Source organism: Rahnella laticis, assembly GCF_015644585.1.
GTDB lineage: Bacteria > Pseudomonadota > Gammaproteobacteria > Enterobacterales > Enterobacteriaceae > Rahnella > Rahnella laticis.
Genome location: NZ_JADOBI010000002.1, coordinates 86,409 through 103,278, shown reverse-complemented (window position 1 = coordinate 103,278; position 16,870 = coordinate 86,409). Strand labels below are relative to the sequence as shown.

The following is a 16,870-nucleotide window of genomic DNA, read 5'->3' as shown; positions in this document are numbered from 1 at the left end:
CCAAGGCGGGAATAGAGCACCAACACCAGGGTTGTTCTAAGAAAAGAGAGAGAAGCTATGACTTCTTTTAGCGGTGTGTATCCCTATCTGGTTTCGCCGGTTACCCCCGGCGGCCAGATAGACAAACCGGTGCTCACGGCACTGGTCGGGCATCTGATTGATAGCGGCGTGCACGGTCTGACGCCGCTGGGCAGTACAGGTGAGTTTGCTTATCTCAGCGCAGAGCAGCGCACTGAGATAGTCAAAACCGTCGTCGAAGCCGCTCGGGGCCGCGTTCCGGTAATCGCCGGAGTCGCAGCCACCACCATCCAGGACGCCGTCGCGCAAACCGCTCGCTACGCCGCTCTGGGTGCCGACGGTATTCTGGCGATCCTGGAGGCGTATTTCCCGGTGCCCGAACAGGGCGTGGAAGATTACTTCCGCGCCATCGCGCTGGCCGCCGGAAAACTGCCCGTTGTGCTCTACACCAATCCGCAATTCCAGCGTTCCGATCTCAGCCTGCCGGTGATTGAGCGGCTGAGCCATGTTGAAAACATTAACTATATTAAAGATGCGTCGACCAATACCGGGCGGCTGCTGTCGATCATCGAACGTACACAAGGGCGAATGCAGGTCTTTGCCGCATCGGCGCATATTCCGGTGTGTGTGATGATGATTGGTGGCGTGGGCTGGATGGCCGGACCGGCCTGTATTGTCCCGAAACAGAGTCTCGCGCTTTACGAAGCCGCACGTCAGGGCGACTGGAAAAAAGCCATGGAACTGCAACGGCCGCTGTGGCGCATCAACGAAATCTTTGCCAAATATTCTATTGCCGGATGCATCAAAGCCGCGCTGCAATTGCAGGGATTTGAAGTCGGTGATCCGCTCCCGCCGCAAATTCCGCTCAGTGAGGCGGCGCGTCAGGAAATTGCAGAAGTCCTGCGTTCGGTCGGTGCCTTATGAAAACGCTGCCGGTGATTATTGACTGCGATCCGGGCATCGACGATGCCATTGCGCTGCTCAGCGCGTTCGTTGCGCCCAAGCTCAAAATCCTCGGAATTTGTACCGTTTGCGGTAATCAGCCGCTGACAAATACCTTACGCAACGCGCTGCAAATTACCGAACTCGGTTACCGCGTGGATATCCCGGTATTTGCCGGATGCCATCAGCCGATGCTGCGCGCGCCCATCCACGGCCAGTTCCACGGTGAAAACGGCCTGGGCAATACCGCGTTTCCGGCACCTAAAAAGCAGCCTGAATCTCAGCACGCAGTTAACTTCCTGACCGACAGCTGCGAGCAGGCGATTGCGGATAATCAGCCGCTGACGCTTTGCGTACTCGGGCCGCTGACCAACCTTGCCACGGCGCTGCGCATCAAACCGCACATTGCCGCCGGTATTTCCCGCGTGGTGCTGATGGGCGGCGCGTACCGCGAAGCCGGTAACCGCACCATGACTTCCGAATTCAACATGCTGGCCGATCCGCACGCCGCGCATATCGTTTTTTCCAGCCCGCTTCACATCACGGTTTTACCGCTCGACGCGACGCATCAGGTCATTTTGACGCCGGAACATGTGGCGAAGTTTGTGAAAGTTTCCGGCCGTATTTCTGCGCAACTCGGTGAGCTGATGGCATTCTGGGATCGCAACGACGTGCGCCGTTATGGTTCCCGCGGCGGGCCGTTGCACGATCCGCTGGTGATCGCGTATGTCCTTGCGCCGGAGCTGTTCGGCACGGAAAAAGCGCGGGTCTTTATCGAACATAACAGTGAGTTATGTATGGGGCAGACCGTCGCCGACTGGTACGGAAAATCGGGCGAAACCCCGAACGTCGATATTGTGACACGCGTGGATGCGAACAAAGTCTTCGCGCTGTTTTACGAACTGCTCTCACGCTATGCCGGGAAATAATCCTATGACGCAGCGCATCATTATTGATACCGATCCGGGCGTGGATGACGCCATTGCGCTGTGGCTGGCGCTGGCTTCGCCGGAGCTGGACGTGGTCGGCGTGACGGTGGTCGCCGGAAATGTGGCGTTGAAAGACGCCGTACAGAATGCCTGCAAAATTGTCGCGCTCTCGGGAAAAACCGCGACGCCGGTGTTTGCCGGTGCGCCCGGTCCGCTGGTGCGTGAACAGGTTTACGGAAAATACGCACATATCGGCGCGTTCAGAAATGAGCTGGTGCCGGATTGCGAACTGCAACACCAGGCGGAACACGCCGTCGATTTTCTGGTGCGCACGCTGAGAAAAGCTGCCGGAGACAACGACCCGGTGACGTTGTGCGTGATTGGCCCGATGACCAATATTGCGCTGGCGCTCGGGATGCACCCGGACGTGGCGCGCGGCATTAAACAAATCGTCACCATGAGCTGCGCCTTTACCGCGCTCGGGCACCGCGTGCCCTGGGCTGAATTTAACGTCTACGCCGATCCTCACGCCGCGGAAAAAGTGTTTAACAGCGGCGTTCCGCTGGTGATCATGCCGCTGGATATGACGTTTCAGGCGCTGATTAGCACCGGTGATATCGACGCACTGAAACAGGACGGCGGCCTTCCGGGGCAGGCTATTGCGGCGCTGCTGGGCGCGTTTGATCGCAGCGATTTACGCCGTTTTGGCCGCGACGGCGGACCGGTTCATGACGCGACCGTGATCGCCTGGCTGCTACAGCCGGGGCTGTTTGACGGTTTACCTGCCCGCGTGGGCGTTGAGATCTCCGGCAAAACCGCCGGTTATACCTATGCTGATTTCTGGCAAAAACTGGCGACACCGCCCAATGCGCACGTCATGCAGACCGTCGATGAATACGGATTCTTCAGCCTGCTGCGCCGCGTGATTTCCCGCTACGGCTCGGCGCAAAAATGAGCCGGTATCTGCTCGGGCGCTTCGGGCAAACGCTGCTCACGCTTTTTGTGATGTCGCTGCTGGTGTTTGGCGGCGTCTATCTGGTGGGGAATCCGGTGGATCTGCTGCTCAGCACCACCGCAACCCCTGCCGAGCGGCTCAGCGTGATCCAGTCTTTTGGCCTCGATAAACCGGTGTGGGAACAGTACGGCCTGTTTTTGGTGAACGCGCTGCACGGCGACATGGGCAACTCCTTTATCTACAACCAGCCTGCGCTGCATCTGATTTTCCAGCGGATGCCCGCTACGCTCGAACTGGCGCTGGTGGCGTTTGTGCTGGCGCTGGTGATTGGCATTCCGCTCGGCGTCTATGCCGGTTTGCGCCCTGACGGCTGGCTTTCCAAATCCATCATGACCGTCTCGATTTTAGGTTTCAGCCTGCCCACGTTCTGGATCGGGCTGATGATGATTATGTTTTTCAGCGTCAAACTGGGCGTTCTGCCCGCGTCGGGGCGTGGCGCGACGGTGGACGTTTTTGGCGTACCCGTCAGCCTGTTTACCGCCGACGGCCTCGCGCATCTGATCCTGCCAGCGTTCAATCTCGCATTGTTCAAGATCTCGCTGATTATCCGCCTGACCCGCGCCGGTGTGCTCGAATGCCTGCAACAGGATTTCATCCGTTTTGCCCGCGCCAAAGGGCTTTCTGAAAGCCGCATCGTGCTGGTTCATGTTCTGAAAAACACGCTGATCCCGCTCATTACCGTCATCGGTCTGGAGCTGGGATCACTGATTGCGTTTGCCGTTGTTACCGAAACCATTTACGCCTGGCCGGGAATGGGCAAACTGATTATTGACTCGATTGCGGTGCTCGACCGGCCGGTGATTCTGGCGTATCTGATGATCACGGTGGTGATGTTCAGCCTGATCAACCTGCTGGTGGATGTGTTGTACGTGCTGGTCGATCCGCGCGTGCGGCTTGGGGGCGAAAGCTGATGGCGTCAGATTCGGTAGATACGCGAACCGTCGTGCAGGGCAAAGTGCATTCGGCGTTTTACCATACCGTGCGTGCGCTGCTGCGCAATAAATTCTCCCTTTGCGGCCTGATTATTTTAGGGATCGCCATTTTGCTGGCGGTGTTCGCGCCGTGGATTTCGCCGCAAAATCCGTACGATTTATCGCAGCTCGACATTATGGATGGCCGCCTAAAACCGGGCACGGCCAGCATGAGCAGTATGATTTACTGGCTGGGCACGGACGATCAGGGGCGCGATTTACTGAGTGCCATTCTTTATGGCATGCGGACCAGCCTGCTGGTCGGCGTTTCAAGTGCGCTGATCGCCCTGACTATTGGCGCAGCGCTGGGGCTGACCAGTGCGTATGCCGGCGGTAAAACCGATGCGCTGATCATGCGCGTTGTTGATATCCAGCTGAGTTTCCCGCCGATTCTAATCGCGCTGATTTTGCTGGCGGTGCTCGGGCAGGGCGTCGATAAAATTATTCTGGCGCTGATCGTTACTCAATGGGCGTACTACGCGCGCACGGTGCGCGGTTCGGCGCTGCTTGAACGCCGCAAAAGTTACGTGGACGCCGCACGCAGCATGGCGCTGTCGAATCCGCGCATTCTGTTTCGCCACATTTTGCCCAACTGCCTGCCGCCGCTGATTGTGGTCGCGACGATGCGCATTGCCTACGCGATCATGCTTGAGGCCACGCTCTCGTTTCTTGGCATCGGCCTGCCGGTGACGGAACCATCGCTGGGCTTACTCATCGCCAACGGCTTTGATTACCTGATGTCCGGCGACTACTGGATCAGCGTTTTCCCCGGCGTGACGCTGCTGGTGCTGATTGTCGCCATCAACTTAGTCGGCGATGCGCTGCGCGACATCCTCAACCCCCGGAATAAGGATTGAAGATGCACAATCCGGTTTTACAGGTCGAAAACCTTAATACCGCTTTCAGCGCAGACGGCGAATGGCTGAACGTAGTGCGGGATCTTTCCTTCTCGATTGGCCCGAAAGAAACGCTGGCGCTGGTGGGCGAATCCGGTTCAGGGAAAAGCGTGACGGCGATGTCGGTCATGCGTTTGCTGGATGAAAAGCAGACCCGCTATTCGGGAAAAATTCAGTTCGGCGGGCAGGATTTGCTCAGCCTGAACGCGCGCCAGATGCAGAGTATTCGCGGCAACCGCATCGGAATGATTTTTCAGGAACCGATGACCAGCCTGAATCCGGTGCTGAAAATCGGTGTCCAGATTACCGAAGTGCTCAAACGCCATCGCGGCATGGATGACGCTACCGCGCGCGCCGAAGCTGTTCGTTTGCTGGAAAAAGTGCGTATTCCGGCGGCCACCTCCCGGCTCAATGAATATCCGCTGAGCTTTTCCGGCGGCATGCGCCAGCGTGTGGTGATTGCCATCGCGCTGGCCTGTAATCCGCGTTTGTTAATTGCAGACGAACCGACGACGGCGCTGGATGTCACTATTCAGGCGCAAATTCTGGCGCTGATAAAATCGCTTCAGGAAGAAGAGGGGATGTCGGTGTTGTTCATCACACACGATATGGGCGTGGTGGCGGAAGTCGCTGACCGCACGCTGGTGATGCATCGCGGCGAAGCGGTGGAACAGGCGTCCACGCGCGAAATTTTTCATCTGCCGCAACACGCTTATACCCGCGCGCTGCTTTCGGCGGTGCCACGGCTCGGCGCGATGGAAGGTACGACGTTGCCCACCCGTTTTCCGCTGACGGACACGCGCACCGGAGCCCCGCTGACGGTGGCCGAACCGGTTAACACGTTACGCGCCGGGCCGCCGGTGCTCGACGTAAAAAACCTGATCACGCGTTTTGATGTGAAATCCGGCCTGCTGCGGCGTGTGACGGCGCGCGTACATGCGGTTGAAGATCTCTCGTTCAGCCTGCAACCGGGCGAAACGCTCTCGCTGGTCGGGGAATCAGGCTGTGGAAAATCGACCACCGGCCGCACGATTTTGCGTCTCACCGAAGCCACCTCCGGCGACGTGCTGATCACCGGTCAGGACATCCGCCGTGCCGATCCGGCGCATCTGGCGGAAATCCGCACGCAGGCGCAAATGATTTTTCAGGATCCGTATGAAAGCCTGAACCCGCGTATGCGAATCGGCCAGGCGATTGCCGAACCGATGATCAGTCTCGGCCTGCATAATGCAGAAGGCGCGAAACGCCGCGTCTCGCAACTGCTCGAACAGGTCGGGCTGCAAAGTAATATGGCGTCCCGATTTCCGCATCAGTTTTCCGGCGGCCAGCGTCAGCGGATCTGCATCGCGCGCGCACTGGCGCTGGAACCTAAAATGATTATCGCCGATGAAGCCGTCTCGGCGCTGGACGTCTCCGTAAAAGCGCAGGTTATCAATCTGATGCTCGATCTCCAGCAGGAACTCGGGCTGGCGTATCTGTTTATCTCACATGATATGGCAGTCGTGGAACGTATCAGCCATCGCGTGGCGGTGATGTATCTGGGGGAAATCGTGGAAATGGGGTCACGCGCGGATATTTTTGAAAACCCGCAACACGCCTATACCCGCAAACTGCTGGCCGCCGTGCCGGTGCCCGACCCGGATGTCCGCCGTAAACGAGCCGTCGCGCCGGAAGAACTCGCCAGCCCGCTGCGCAGCGCCAGCTATCTGCCGCCCGCCCGGCATTACCGCGAAGTCAGCGCGGGGCATTTTGTGCAGATTTGAATGAAATATCCGATCAGATAAGAGGGGAGGACTAAATTTAATTTTTTAGTCATACAGCCACTTTCCCGCACGCGCTGATTCAGCCAACATTTTGAGCGTTAATGGTAGTGGCTCCTCGTAATCATCTCCGCATGTGCATAACGCAAAGATTGACAGGCCAGACGCCTCAATTGGCCAGTACTTCAAGAAATCGAACCCCTGAGGTTCAACCTGGAATTTCTCGAAATATTCTTTCATGATGTCGTCCCCGGTTTCACACGCCCAGACATAACGGCCGGTAGAAAGGCTGGTATCAATAGTGACCGGCCAGCGTTTTTTAGAGAAATAACCCGGTTTGTTAAAACGCTCATTGTACCAATTTATGATTTCCTCATTACTTACCATAGGCGATCTTTCTCATTGGCAATGGTGTTAAAACGGTTAGTGGTTTTGCAGGCAATTGTAGCAACATCGTCCGCGAGTATTACCCAACCAACAAAAGGGATCCATCGGCCAACAAATGCCCCGAGATTTGTTACGTAGGAGAATTTTAACCGCCGGATACTCCCGTTAGTTAGAGTAGGCCATTGCTTAACCTCTATATTAAGCCATTGCCTCAGATGATAACTTAATATCGAGGTCCCAGGTGTTGCGCCAAGAGGTTTGGCGCGTGTCGCTTTCATGGGCTGGCCGAGAACAATCAGAGCAAGGTTTGCAAAATCGGTAATCCCTACCTGTTTGCCGGTTTCATCCAGAAAAACCCAAAAGAACAGTTCCCCTGGTGATAAGTTAGATAACCCGTTGAAGTAGTAGCCACTGGTTTGTTCGGTAGTATCCATATTTTGTTACCCGGTTATGCGCTCATTCCATGCATCACTGTACTGGATATTTCCATCCAAATATTTCCATGTGATTTTCTGATAGCGCAGTTGAATGGCTTCTTTATGGCCAACATTTATCACTGCTTTTGTGTCATGCATCATCGGGACGACAGAGACGATCTTCACGCCTTCCATGAACATGTTGAAATATTCAACTTCATGACCCGCGTCATTGATCCAGTACCATTTCAATTCAGCTGAGTTCAAGGTCTGGCCGGTGGCCACAGCTTTGTATAGGTAAGGTGAGGAGGAATCAAAATCCTTCTCAACCTGCATTGCTCCATGTACCCGCGTACCCGTGAGTTTTCCCGTGCCACTATCAGTGGGAATACTGAGGGAATGATTGAACGATGTGATTTCGATTGAGTGCTCGCGACCTCTGACATCGACTGACCCCTTAATCAGTGCACCGCCGTCGTCTTTGAGCCATAAGTAAGCTGGAATAGCCATATTTAACTCCCTGTTGTTTGTGTGACAACACCGTATGCTTCCCCGTGTATATTAACAATTAGTGATTGATTATTAATGTTATTTTCAGAAAAGTAGTACATAAAATCGATAACTTAGCCCAGAAGAAACCAGCAACTTTTACTCTGCACATTTCAGCGGATGCCAGCCGGGATCCGCTCGTTACGTAACTTAGTTACAACATACTTTATATGTGGAGAGATTTTCTGTCCGCGTTATCTGTATGTGCCCTGCAAACCGGCGGCATAAGATCCCTCTGTAAGCCGCATCGCAGGCGGGCTCTGGCTTAGTCCAAATGGTCATTAGAGATACCCTAACGATCGTTATAAATAATCTTGACCCGGTGACGGCGATCACGTTTTATTACGATCAAACTACATGTCCGTAATAATTCACCTCACTAAGGATAACAATAATGACTGAGTGCTCATCGCTGGACACCCGGCCAGAGACGTCTGCTTTTCGCCGCTGGCTGGCGGTCTTTTCACTGGCCTGCGGCACCTTTGTTCTGGTTAACACTGAATTCCTGCCTATCGGCCTGCTGTCGCCGATTGCGCAATCTCTGGGCGTGACGGAAGGCCACGCCGGGCTGGCGGTGATGTTGCCGGGATTAATCGCGGCAATTTCTGCGCCGCTGATTATGCTTTTCGCCAAAAAAATGGATCGCCGGAATCTGCTTTTACTGCTCTCGGCGTCAGTGATTCTGGCAAACGGTATCGCGGTGATGGCCGAATCGTTCAACGTTTTGCTGATCGGACGCATTATTCTCGGCATCGGTGTCGGCGGTTTCTGGTCGTTTGCTATTCCGTCCGGGCGCAGACTGGTGGCAGAAGAGCAGGGCGCACGCGCCATTTCGTTGATCACCGCCGGCGTGGCCGTCGGAACCGTGGCGGGCGTTCCGGCAGGGGCGTTTATCGGCGATCTTTATGGCTGGCGGATGGCGTTTACCCTCAACTCCGCGCTGGCGCTGGTTTTCTTCGTGCTGCAATGGCTGGCGCTGCCTTCTTTACCGGCGCAGCAGTCCATCGGACTGCGCGCAATGCTTGGCGTGACGAAAGTGGCGGGGATCCGTTATGCGCTTATCATCGGCGTCTTTATGGCGGGCGGCCATTTCGCGGCTTACACCTATCTCGAACCCTGGCTGCGCTTTAATCTCAAACTGCCTGCCAGCGATATTTCGTTATTGCTGATGGGCTACGGGGTTGCAGGGCTGATTGGCACGCTGACCACGGAAATCACCGTGCGCGAATTTGGCGTGAAGAAAGCTTTCATGCTGAACATGTTGCTGCTGAGTCTTTCGGTGCTGGCGTTGTCGCTGTTTAACCTGCCGTTGCCGCTGGCCAGTGCGCTGGTGATCCTCTGGGGCCTGGCGTTTGGTGCGCTGCCGGTGTGTCTCAATATCTGGACTTATCAGGCATCGCCCGCATTGTTTGAAACGGGTTCGGCGTTACTGGTTTGCGTATTCCAGACCTCGCTGGCGCTGGGCGCGCTGTTCGGCGGGATCCTCGCGGACAACGCCGGTGTGAGCAGTGCGTTTCTGCTCGGTGGCGCGCTGACGCTGCTCGCGGGCATCACCATTTTCCTGTCACGCCCGCAGCCTGTTGCGCTGCATTCCGCCAAAGAATGATCGTTTGCGATCAGGAAATCTTTCCACGTAAGCGATTCTGACCTCCCCGAAGCTTGCCTTTGGCGGGCTTTATTTGATTTAAGGCAATTTCAGCTCAATTATTGTTCGCATGAACTTCGCAGCCCTGCTATTTTTTTAACGGGGTTTAACCGGAGGGAGTGCGTTATATGAGAGTGTTGAGGAGCGAAAAGGACTATATATCGTGGATGTTTGAAGACTACTTTAAGTTTTCGGATTCCGTCATCTCACCATTAATGAGTGATGAGGAAATTCAGCAGGTTTTGGTTGAATTGCACCCTGATTCTTTTCCCTGCATTGGATATTTAACATCTTCACCAAGTGGTTGTATTTACGATGTAAATTTTATTTCTCCTGACACGGTTTCAGCATGGGCGACGGAATTGAATGTAAGGTAGTCCTATTTTATTGATAATGATATACACCATAAAAAACATGGTCTTAAGATTAATCCTAGGCCGTGTTTTGTTTTTACTGAAACAAAACCCGTGGAGGTTAAACAACAAATTAACAACACTCAGGTTACCGTTTTATAGAATTTAAGAATAAATGTCCGCCAAAAATTCCGCTTTTTGCATTAGGTTATTTCTTTTTCGTATTTGCTCATGTGAAAACGTTTTGAAACACTGTGTCTGTAAAGCTACGGCTTCAATTTGAACACTTATTTATTCACGGAAAGAGTAAACCTCATGCGCACCGCAATAAAAATTTCACTCCTGGCGTTATCGCTGGTTGGCGCTCTGGCGCTGACGGCTTGTGATCAAAAATCCAAAGATAACCACATCAAAGTGGGCATCAGCGCGGGTATCGATCAGCAGATGTGGGAAACCATCAAGAAAACGGCCAAAGATAAATACAATCTGGACGTCGAAGTGGTGACCTTCAACGATTTCGTGCTGCCTAACTCTGCACTGAGCAGCGGCGATATTGACGTCAATTCCTTCCAGCACCGCCCGTATCTCGACAAACAAGTGAAAGAGCGTGGCTACAAACTGGTAGAAGTGGGTAAAACCTTTGTTTACCCGATCGCGGCGTATTCCCGCAAAATCAAATCCATCGATCAGCTGAGCGACGGCGCACAGGTTGCCGTACCGAACGATCCGACTAACCTTGGCCGCTCGCTGTTACTGCTGCAAAAACAAGGGCTGATTAAACTGAAAGACGGCGTGGGTTTGCTGCCTACTTCGCTGGATATCATTGAGAACCCGAAACATCTCAAGATTGTTGAGATTGAAGCCCCGCAGCTGACCCGCGCAATTGACGATGACAAAATTGAACTGGCGGTGATCAACACCACGTATTCCGGTCAGGTTGGCCTGACGCCGGGCAAAAACGGTTTGTTCGTGGAAGACAAAGATTCGCCTTACGTGAACATTATTGTGGCGCGCGAAGATAACAAAGACAGTCAGGCCGTGAAGGAACTGGTTGAGGCTTATCAGACGGATGCAACAGTTAAGGCGGCCGATGCCATCTATCACGGTGACGCGGTAAAAGGCTGGTAAGAATACAATCGCCAATAAGTAATCATTGAATCCTGAGATTTTATAATCTCAGGATTTTTTTGTCTCTGTAAAATCAAAAGCCGTTTTCAGCAAACGCCGAAATCACCGTCTAAGTGATACAGATTCACGGAATCAGCGCTCACTTCGATCTCTTTTTTTGCAAAATCATCCGTACGCGCACACCACAACGTCTCGCCTTCCACGCGCAGCACAATCATTTGCGGTCCGCCGGTTTTTGACTGAACCAAATCCTGGGGTTTGAACATGTTTGTCTCTCTTTATTTTTGTGGGGGTGAATGAATTCCGTGATTTGCGATAAAACCGCGGTGAAGCCGCATAGCCGGGCGATCCTCGCGAATCACAGCGCTAAAGCTATACTTATAGCCAATGTAATACAAACCGGAGGAAAAACATGACCATTCATAAGAAAGGATCGGCGCACTGGGAAGGCGATATTAAACACGGTAAAGGTTACATCTCGTCTGAAAGTGGAGCGCTGAAGGATCAGCCGTACGGATTTAATACCCGTTTTGAAGGCAAAGCCGGAACCAACCCGGAAGAACTGATTGGCGCCGCGCATTCTGCGTGCTTCTCAATGGCATTATCGCTGATGCTCGGCGAAGCAGGGCACACGCCGGAAAGCATCGATACCGTCGCAGATGTGTCACTGGATAAAGTGGACGGCGGATTTGCCATTACTAAGATTGCGCTCGACAGCAAAATCAAACTGCCGGGTATCGATAAAGACAAATTTGACGAAATCATCAAAAAAGCCAAAGCCGGCTGCCCGGTTTCACAGGTGCTGAAAGCGGAAATCACGCTGACTTATCAGCTGGAAAACTGATGTCGGGCTAAAGACGTCAGCGTTTTGAAATGAACAAAGCCACGCGTTTTTGCGTGGCTTTTGTATTATTCATCAGCAAAAAATTCTTCTATCGATTTTGTCGGCAGGAAAAGCGAATTTGCGTTATCACCGGTGAGTGAGATGAAATCCAGTTTCAGATAGAACTGTTTCGCCCGCTCGTCGAGCGCGTCCACAAACATCGCATGGACACCGACAGCCTTCGAAGCACGAAAGACGACGCTCATCGCATGTGTGACAAGTGTGGTGCCCCATTCCTGCCCCTGAAAATCTTTATGAACCGCTAAACGGCCTAAGGTAATGGCTGGAACGTTTTCATAAGGTACTTTTCGCTTCTGGGTATTCGAGGGAAGTGTTTCCTTTTCAAAACAACTTCCGGACAACGTGTAGTAGCCGACGACTCTTTGTTTCGGCTCTTTAGTCATGAGCAGATAAGCGCGTAAAATCCGGTTTTTATGCTGACGAGCCAGATGAGCGGTAAGAAAATTATTCAGAGACTCTTCGCCACAATCGAAATCCAATAAATCATATTCGTCATCTTCAGAAAAAATTCTAATGGTTAAATCAGCCACGTCTTACTCCATGTTTTTAAGACGTTTTGCCGCTCGTTTTAGCCTGTCATTCAGCACTGGCGGGTTACTAATTGCATCCATTACCAGATTCCACGATTCGTTGTTTAGGATCAGACGTCGATGCTGTTCAATAACTTCCGCTGCGCGTTTAGAAGCGCTGGCAACCATAAATTGGGTAATTGTCTGGTTGGACATTGCCGCCGCTTCTTCGATCGCGCTCTTGTCGTCGTTACTTAACCTGAGATCGATGCGCTGTTTCTTTGGTGCTGGCATGATGAACCCCTCAACTGCTAACCCGGAGGCAGCGGCCATGCTATTTGCTTTCAGATATTCAAAAAGATTGAGACTTGCGGTATGTACGGTTTTATTCCGTACATTGACTATAGGTTTAATCAGCGAATGTTTCAATTGATATGTCCTCTCCGTTGCTGCTGGTGTGTAATTGCCTGATCGTGCGTCCATTTTTTACCCGGAGTCACTGCCGTAACTTACTCCTTTGCGCGTAACCGTTCGAACGCGGGATTACTGTTTTCCATCACACCTCGAAAACTTAATTCTCCGCCCGTTTGACAAAAATCCGCCGCCTGCCATTACTTGATCATTCCTTTAAACCGAATGCTGAGCGATTGCGTTCGATTATATGTAGAGGTCTTGATCGCGCCATGTTGACGTTACGCCAGATCCGCCATTTTATTGCTGTCGCTGAGACCGGTTCGATTTCTGCGGCTGCGCAGGCTTCTTTTGTTTCGCAATCGTCGTTAACCCAGGCGATTCAGCAACTTGAAGTGGAAACCGAAGCGAGGCTATTTGACCGTCACGCGAAGGGAATGACGCTGACGCATCAGGGGCATCAGTTTTTGCGCCAGTCGTATCTGATCCTCGCAACCGTTGATAACGCCAAACGCAGCCTGCAACTGGGTACCGAAAGTGTGACCGGGCAAATCACGCTGGGCGTAACCAGCCTGGTGGCGGGGTATTTTCTGGTGGATTTACTCAAGCAGTTCAACGCGTATTACCCTAACGTCGAGGTGAAAGTCGTCGAGGATGAGCGCCAGTACATCGAACATCTGCTGGTCAGCGGCGAAATTGATATCGGTGTGCTGATCCTCTCAAATCTTGAAGACCGCGATGCGCTTCAGACCGAAGTGCTGACCCATTCCTCTTACCGCTTGTGGCTGCCGCCGCTGCATCCGTTGCTGGAGCGTGAAAGCATTTCGCTGGCGGATATCGCCAACGAACCGCTGATCCAGCTCAATGTGGATGAAATGGAAAAGCACGCGCAGCGGCTGTGGGCACGGGCGGGGCTGAAACCGAATATCGCGATGAAAACTGCCTCGACCGAAGCCGTGCGCAGTCTGGTGGCGGCAGGGCTTGGCGTGTCTGTTCAGCCAGACATGGCGTACCGCGCGTGGTCGCTGGAAGGCAATATGATCGAAGCCAGTAAACTGGAGGATTCCATCGAACCGCTGGATATCGGGCTGGCCTGGCGGCGTGGCAGTGCGCGGCCGGAACTGGTGACGCCGTTTCTCACCATTGCGCGGGAAAACAGCGCCAAGCGACGTCCGGCTTAACGGAGCATTCGTTTTTTCCGAATGCAGCCTTCAGTAATTGCTATTTGTTGCCCTCAGAGAAATTACCTAATGTGAATAGACGAATTGTTACTAACAAATAACATTTTTGTTAATTCACGATGATTGTCTTCTCTGTGGGGTAAGCGATGTCGGATGCAGAATTTGTTGCCCGTTTTTCTGAAAAACATGCGATTAACGGCGACCTCCGGACCGGCGAGGGCGCCACGCAAAGTATTTTCAATCCCGCCACCGGTGAAGTCATTGCCGAAATCGCTGAAACCTCGCTTTCTCAGGTCGATCAGGCCGTCACCGCCGCCAACAATGCTTTTCTGCGCTGGTCACGCACCACGCCGGCTGAACGTGCATCGGTGCTTTTGCGCATTGCCGACGCTATCGAAAAACAGGCGTCGTCACTGGCGCAGCTGGAATCTGTTAACTGCGGAAAACCGCTGCATCAGGCGCTGAAAGACGATCTGCCTGCGGCCATCGACGTTTTTCGCTTCTTTGCCGGTGCGGTGCGATGTCAGCAGGGGCAGCTTTCCGGCGAATATCTTCCCGGCCACACGTCAATGGTGCGCCGCGATCCGCTGGGCGTGGTGGCGTCTATTGCGCCGTGGAATTACCCGCTGATGATGTCGGCGTGGAAGATTGCACCGGCGCTGGCCGCGGGAAATACCGTGGTCTTTAAACCCTCCGAACACACACCGCTGACCATTCTTGCGCTGCTGCCTGCGTTACAGGAAATCCTGCCGCCCGGTGTGCTTAACGTGATCACCGGCAGCGGCGAGGGCGTCGGTAATGCGCTGGTCAGCCATCCGCACGTTCGTCTGATTTCCCTGACCGGCGATATCGTCACCGGCCAGCGCATTCTTCAGGCTGCGGTCAAAACCGTGAAACGCACGCATCTGGAACTGGGCGGTAAAGCGCCGGTAATTGTGTGCAATGACGCCGATATTGACGATGTGGTGGAGGCGGTCAGCCAGTGGGGATATTACAACGCGGGGCAGGATTGTACGTCCGCCTGCCGCGTGTATGCGCAGGCCGGGATTTATGAGCGTCTGGTAGAAAAACTGGGCGAGGCGGTCTCGCAGTTATCTTTCGCGCGCAAAAACGACAGCGAAAACTTTATGGGGCCGCTCATCAGCAGCCGCCAGCGGGATCGCGTGTCGAGCTTTGTAGAGCGGGCGCTGAGCCAGCCGCACATCGAGCGTATTACCGGCGCAGCGTCGCATTCCGGCCCCGGTTTTTATTACCAGCCGACGCTGCTGGCAGGCTGTCTGCAAAGTGATGAAATCGTCCAGCGCGAAGTGTTCGGGCCGGTCGTGAGCGTGACGCGGTTCGACACTATTGCGCAGGTTGTCAGCTGGGCGAACGAATCAGAATACGGGCTGGCGTCGTCGGTCTGGACACAAAATATCGACCTTGCAATGCAAATCTCTTCCCACCTGCAATACGGCACCACCTGGATTAACACCCACTTTTCTTTAGTCAGCGAAATGCCCCACGGCGGATTAAAACGCTCCGGGTACGGCAACGATCTTTCCAGTTATTCATTACAGGATTACAGCGTAGTCAGACACATCATGGCGAAGTTCAAACCACAATTCTAAAAACATATCTATGACGACAGGACAGGAGTAACCGATGAAAAAGCTATCTGCTATTTGTTTGGGCCTGCTGAGTTTTTTAAATACCGCTCTGGCCGCGGAAACACCGGCAAGTTTGGGTAAAGGCGAAGGCCAGTTAAATATTGTGGCCTGGCCGGGGTATATCGAGCGCGGTGAAAGCGACAAAAATTACGACTGGGTGACCCAGTTTGAAAAGCAAACCAGCTGCAAGGTGAATGTGAAAACCGCGGCAACGTCCGATGAAATGGTCAGCCTGATGGCGAAAGGCGGCTATGACCTGGTGACGGCGTCCGGCGATGCGTCGTTACGCCTGATTTACGGTAAACGCGTCCAGCCAATTAATCCGGCGCTGATCCCCAACTGGAAGAGTATTGACCCGCGTCTGACGCAGGGCGCATGGTTTAACGTTGGCGGAAAAGTGTACGGCACGCCGTATCAGTGGGGGCCAAACCTGCTGATGTATAACACCAAAACTTTCCCGACCGCGCCGGACAGCTGGGCGGTCATTTTCGTTGCGCAAAATCTGCCGGATGGCAAACCGAATCAGGGACGCGTGCAGGCGTATGACGGCCCGATCGCCATCGCGGATGCCGCGCTGTATCTGAAAAGCACCCAGCCGGATCTGAAAATCGACGATCCGTACCAGCTCAATGAAACCCAATATGCCGCCGTGCTGAAACTGCTGCGCGCGCAACATCCGCTGATCCACCGCTACTGGCACGATGCGTCGGTGCAGATGAGTGACTTCAAAAACGAAGGCGTGGTTGCCAGCTCTTCATGGCCGTATCAGGCCAATGCGCTGAAAGGCGAGAAACAGCCGATTGCCACCGTGTTCCCGAAAGAGGGCGTCACCGGCTGGGCGGATACCACCATGTTAGCTGCCGATTCTGAGCATCCGAACTGTGCGTATCAGTGGATGAACTGGTCGCTTGAGCCAAAAGTGCAGGGCGACGTTGCCGCGTGGTTTGGTTCCGTGCCCGCAGTTCCGGCCGGATGCAAAGCCAGCCCGCTCTTAGGCGCGGAAGGCTGCGAAACCAACGGTTTCAATAAGTTTGCGTCCATTTCCTTCTGGAAAACGCCGCAGGCCGAAGGCGGGAAATTCGTTCCTTACAGCCGCTGGACACAAGACTATATCGCCATCATGGGCGGCAGATAATCCGCTTCATCCTTTGAGCCGTCTCTGCGTTGGCTGCGTTCGCGAACCCAGGTCACTTACTTCAGTAAGCTC

At 53.7% G+C, this 16,870-nt stretch carries 18 protein-coding genes; 12 read left to right on the top strand and 6 right to left on the bottom strand.

Translation table 11 applies throughout. From position 1 onward, the window contains the following. Positions 1–57 precede the first annotated feature (57 nt). The 6 genes from IV433_RS03755 to IV433_RS03730 are packed head-to-tail and all read left to right on the top strand — an operon-like array spanning position 58 to position 6,534. Positions 58–942 (top strand): dihydrodipicolinate synthase family protein, encoded by an 885-nt coding sequence (locus IV433_RS03755; RefSeq protein ID WP_195813074.1) that lies wholly within the window; start codon positions 58–60, stop codon positions 940–942. After that, complete coding sequence (locus IV433_RS03750) at positions 939–1,889, top strand: nucleoside hydrolase (RefSeq protein ID WP_195813073.1); 951 nt, start codon at positions 939–941, stop codon at positions 1,887–1,889. The genes IV433_RS03755 and IV433_RS03750 overlap by 4 nt, the downstream gene beginning before the upstream one ends. A 4-nt stretch (positions 1,890–1,893) precedes the next feature. Then, positions 1,894–2,844 carry a nucleoside hydrolase gene (locus IV433_RS03745; RefSeq protein ID WP_195813072.1) on the top strand — a complete coding sequence of 317 codons (951 nt, stop codon included), beginning with the start codon at positions 1,894–1,896 and terminating at the stop codon, positions 2,842–2,844. Next, on the top strand, positions 2,841–3,815 hold the full coding sequence (locus IV433_RS03740) for an ABC transporter permease (protein ID WP_195813071.1): 975 nt from the start codon (positions 2,841–2,843) through the stop codon (positions 3,813–3,815). The genes IV433_RS03745 and IV433_RS03740 overlap by 4 nt, the downstream gene beginning before the upstream one ends. Next, positions 3,815–4,732 (top strand): ABC transporter permease, encoded by a 918-nt coding sequence (locus tag IV433_RS03735; RefSeq protein WP_195813070.1) that lies wholly within the window; start codon positions 3,815–3,817, stop codon positions 4,730–4,732. Before IV433_RS03740 ends, IV433_RS03735 begins: the two co-directional genes overlap by 1 nt. A 2-nt stretch (positions 4,733–4,734) precedes the next feature. Then, on the top strand, positions 4,735–6,534 hold the full coding sequence (locus IV433_RS03730; protein WP_195813069.1) for an ABC transporter ATP-binding protein: 1,800 nt from the start codon (positions 4,735–4,737) through the stop codon (positions 6,532–6,534). A gap of 45 nt (positions 6,535–6,579) precedes the next feature. On the opposite strand, the gene IV433_RS03725 is transcribed toward IV433_RS03730, so the two are convergent. The 3 genes from IV433_RS03725 to tssD are packed head-to-tail and all read right to left on the bottom strand — an operon-like array spanning position 6,580 to position 7,844. After that, positions 6,580–6,918, bottom strand: coding sequence for a DUF1493 family protein (locus IV433_RS03725; RefSeq protein ID WP_195813068.1), 339 nt, complete (start codon positions 6,916–6,918; stop codon positions 6,580–6,582). Beyond that, the gene (locus tag IV433_RS03720; protein ID WP_165059866.1) at positions 6,912–7,352 is read right to left on the bottom strand and encodes an STM2901 family protein; all 441 of its coding nucleotides are present in this window, start codon (positions 7,350–7,352) and stop codon (positions 6,912–6,914) included. The genes IV433_RS03725 and IV433_RS03720 overlap by 7 nt, the downstream gene beginning before the upstream one ends. Positions 7,353–7,358: 6 nt before the next feature. Continuing rightward, entirely contained in the window at positions 7,359–7,844 is a 486-nt protein-coding gene (gene tssD / locus IV433_RS03715; RefSeq protein ID WP_195813067.1) for a type VI secretion system tube protein TssD, read from the bottom strand. A 433-nt stretch (positions 7,845–8,277) separates the two neighbouring features. Here tssD and IV433_RS03710 point away from each other — a divergent pair, with 433 nt between their 5' ends. Together IV433_RS03710 and metQ are read left to right on the top strand one after the other, a co-directional pair. Continuing rightward, entirely contained in the window at positions 8,278–9,489 is a 1,212-nt protein-coding gene (locus tag IV433_RS03710) for an MFS transporter (protein WP_195813066.1), read from the top strand. A gap of 707 nt (positions 9,490–10,196) precedes the next feature. After that, complete coding sequence (gene metQ / locus IV433_RS03705) at positions 10,197–11,009, top strand: methionine ABC transporter substrate-binding lipoprotein MetQ (RefSeq protein WP_195813065.1); 813 nt, start codon at positions 10,197–10,199, stop codon at positions 11,007–11,009. A gap of 86 nt (positions 11,010–11,095) precedes the next feature. Here metQ and IV433_RS03700 read toward each other — a convergent pair whose 3' ends face one another. Further along, a complete protein-coding gene (locus tag IV433_RS03700; RefSeq protein WP_195813064.1) occupies positions 11,096–11,275 on the bottom strand; it encodes a DUF2158 domain-containing protein in 180 nt (59 codons plus the stop codon). 146 nt (positions 11,276–11,421) lie between these two features. On the opposite strand from IV433_RS03700, the gene IV433_RS03695 reads away from it, so the two are divergent. Next, positions 11,422–11,853: an OsmC family protein gene (locus tag IV433_RS03695; protein WP_195813063.1), complete on the top strand. Its 432-nt coding sequence runs from the start codon at positions 11,422–11,424 to the stop codon at positions 11,851–11,853. A gap of 65 nt (positions 11,854–11,918) precedes the next feature. Here the strand turns inward: IV433_RS03695 and IV433_RS03690 are convergent, their stop codons facing one another. Both IV433_RS03690 and IV433_RS03685 read right to left on the bottom strand, forming a co-directional pair. Further along, complete coding sequence (locus IV433_RS03690; RefSeq protein ID WP_195813062.1) at positions 11,919–12,443, bottom strand: GNAT family N-acetyltransferase; 525 nt, start codon at positions 12,441–12,443, stop codon at positions 11,919–11,921. A 3-nt stretch (positions 12,444–12,446) separates the two neighbouring features. After that, positions 12,447–12,716: a type II toxin-antitoxin system TacA family antitoxin gene (locus IV433_RS03685; protein WP_195813499.1), complete on the bottom strand. Its 270-nt coding sequence runs from the start codon at positions 12,714–12,716 to the stop codon at positions 12,447–12,449. 389 nt (positions 12,717–13,105) lie between these two features. On the opposite strand from IV433_RS03685, the gene IV433_RS03680 reads away from it, so the two are divergent. The 3 genes from IV433_RS03680 (at position 13,106) to ydcS (ending at position 16,798) form a co-directional block, all read left to right on the top strand. Beyond that, on the top strand, positions 13,106–14,014 hold the full coding sequence (locus IV433_RS03680) for a LysR substrate-binding domain-containing protein (protein WP_104925231.1): 909 nt from the start codon (positions 13,106–13,108) through the stop codon (positions 14,012–14,014). 146 nt (positions 14,015–14,160) lie between these two features. Further along, positions 14,161–15,624: a gamma-aminobutyraldehyde dehydrogenase gene (locus tag IV433_RS03675; RefSeq protein WP_195813061.1), complete on the top strand. Its 1,464-nt coding sequence runs from the start codon at positions 14,161–14,163 to the stop codon at positions 15,622–15,624. 34 nt (positions 15,625–15,658) lie between these two features. Next, positions 15,659–16,798 carry a putative ABC transporter substrate-binding protein YdcS gene (ydcS, locus tag IV433_RS03670; protein ID WP_195813060.1) on the top strand — a complete coding sequence of 380 codons (1,140 nt, stop codon included), beginning with the start codon at positions 15,659–15,661 and terminating at the stop codon, positions 16,796–16,798. Positions 16,799–16,870 lie beyond the last annotated feature (72 nt).

Excerpts from the sequence above, each read along its gene's own strand:
- IV433_RS03755 (WP_195813074.1), top strand. The coding sequence starts at position 58 with ATGACTTCTTTTAGCGGTGTGTATCCCTATCTGGTTTCGCCGGTTACC.
- IV433_RS03750 (WP_195813073.1), top strand. The coding sequence starts at position 939 with ATGAAAACGCTGCCGGTGATTATTGACTGCGATCCGGGCATCGACGAT.
- IV433_RS03745 (WP_195813072.1), top strand. The coding sequence starts at position 1,894 with ATGACGCAGCGCATCATTATTGATACCGATCCGGGCGTGGATGACGCC.
- IV433_RS03740 (WP_195813071.1), top strand. The coding sequence starts at position 2,841 with ATGAGCCGGTATCTGCTCGGGCGCTTCGGGCAAACGCTGCTCACGCTT.
- IV433_RS03735 (WP_195813070.1), top strand. The coding sequence starts at position 3,815 with ATGGCGTCAGATTCGGTAGATACGCGAACCGTCGTGCAGGGCAAAGTG.
- IV433_RS03730 (WP_195813069.1), top strand. The coding sequence starts at position 4,735 with ATGCACAATCCGGTTTTACAGGTCGAAAACCTTAATACCGCTTTCAGC.
- IV433_RS03725 (WP_195813068.1), bottom strand. The coding sequence starts at position 6,918 with ATGGTAAGTAATGAGGAAATCATAAATTGGTACAATGAGCGTTTTAAC.
- IV433_RS03720 (WP_165059866.1), bottom strand. The coding sequence starts at position 7,352 with ATGGATACTACCGAACAAACCAGTGGCTACTACTTCAACGGGTTATCT.
- tssD (WP_195813067.1), bottom strand. The coding sequence starts at position 7,844 with ATGGCTATTCCAGCTTACTTATGGCTCAAAGACGACGGCGGTGCACTG.
- IV433_RS03710 (WP_195813066.1), top strand. The coding sequence starts at position 8,278 with ATGACTGAGTGCTCATCGCTGGACACCCGGCCAGAGACGTCTGCTTTT.
- metQ (WP_195813065.1), top strand. The coding sequence starts at position 10,197 with ATGCGCACCGCAATAAAAATTTCACTCCTGGCGTTATCGCTGGTTGGC.
- IV433_RS03700 (WP_195813064.1), bottom strand. The coding sequence starts at position 11,275 with ATGTTCAAACCCCAGGATTTGGTTCAGTCAAAAACCGGCGGACCGCAA.
- IV433_RS03695 (WP_195813063.1), top strand. The coding sequence starts at position 11,422 with ATGACCATTCATAAGAAAGGATCGGCGCACTGGGAAGGCGATATTAAA.
- IV433_RS03685 (WP_195813499.1), bottom strand. The coding sequence starts at position 12,716 with ATGCCAGCACCAAAGAAACAGCGCATCGATCTCAGGTTAAGTAACGAC.
- IV433_RS03680 (WP_104925231.1), top strand. The coding sequence starts at position 13,106 with ATGTTGACGTTACGCCAGATCCGCCATTTTATTGCTGTCGCTGAGACC.
- IV433_RS03675 (WP_195813061.1), top strand. The coding sequence starts at position 14,161 with ATGTCGGATGCAGAATTTGTTGCCCGTTTTTCTGAAAAACATGCGATT.
- ydcS (WP_195813060.1), top strand. The coding sequence starts at position 15,659 with ATGAAAAAGCTATCTGCTATTTGTTTGGGCCTGCTGAGTTTTTTAAAT.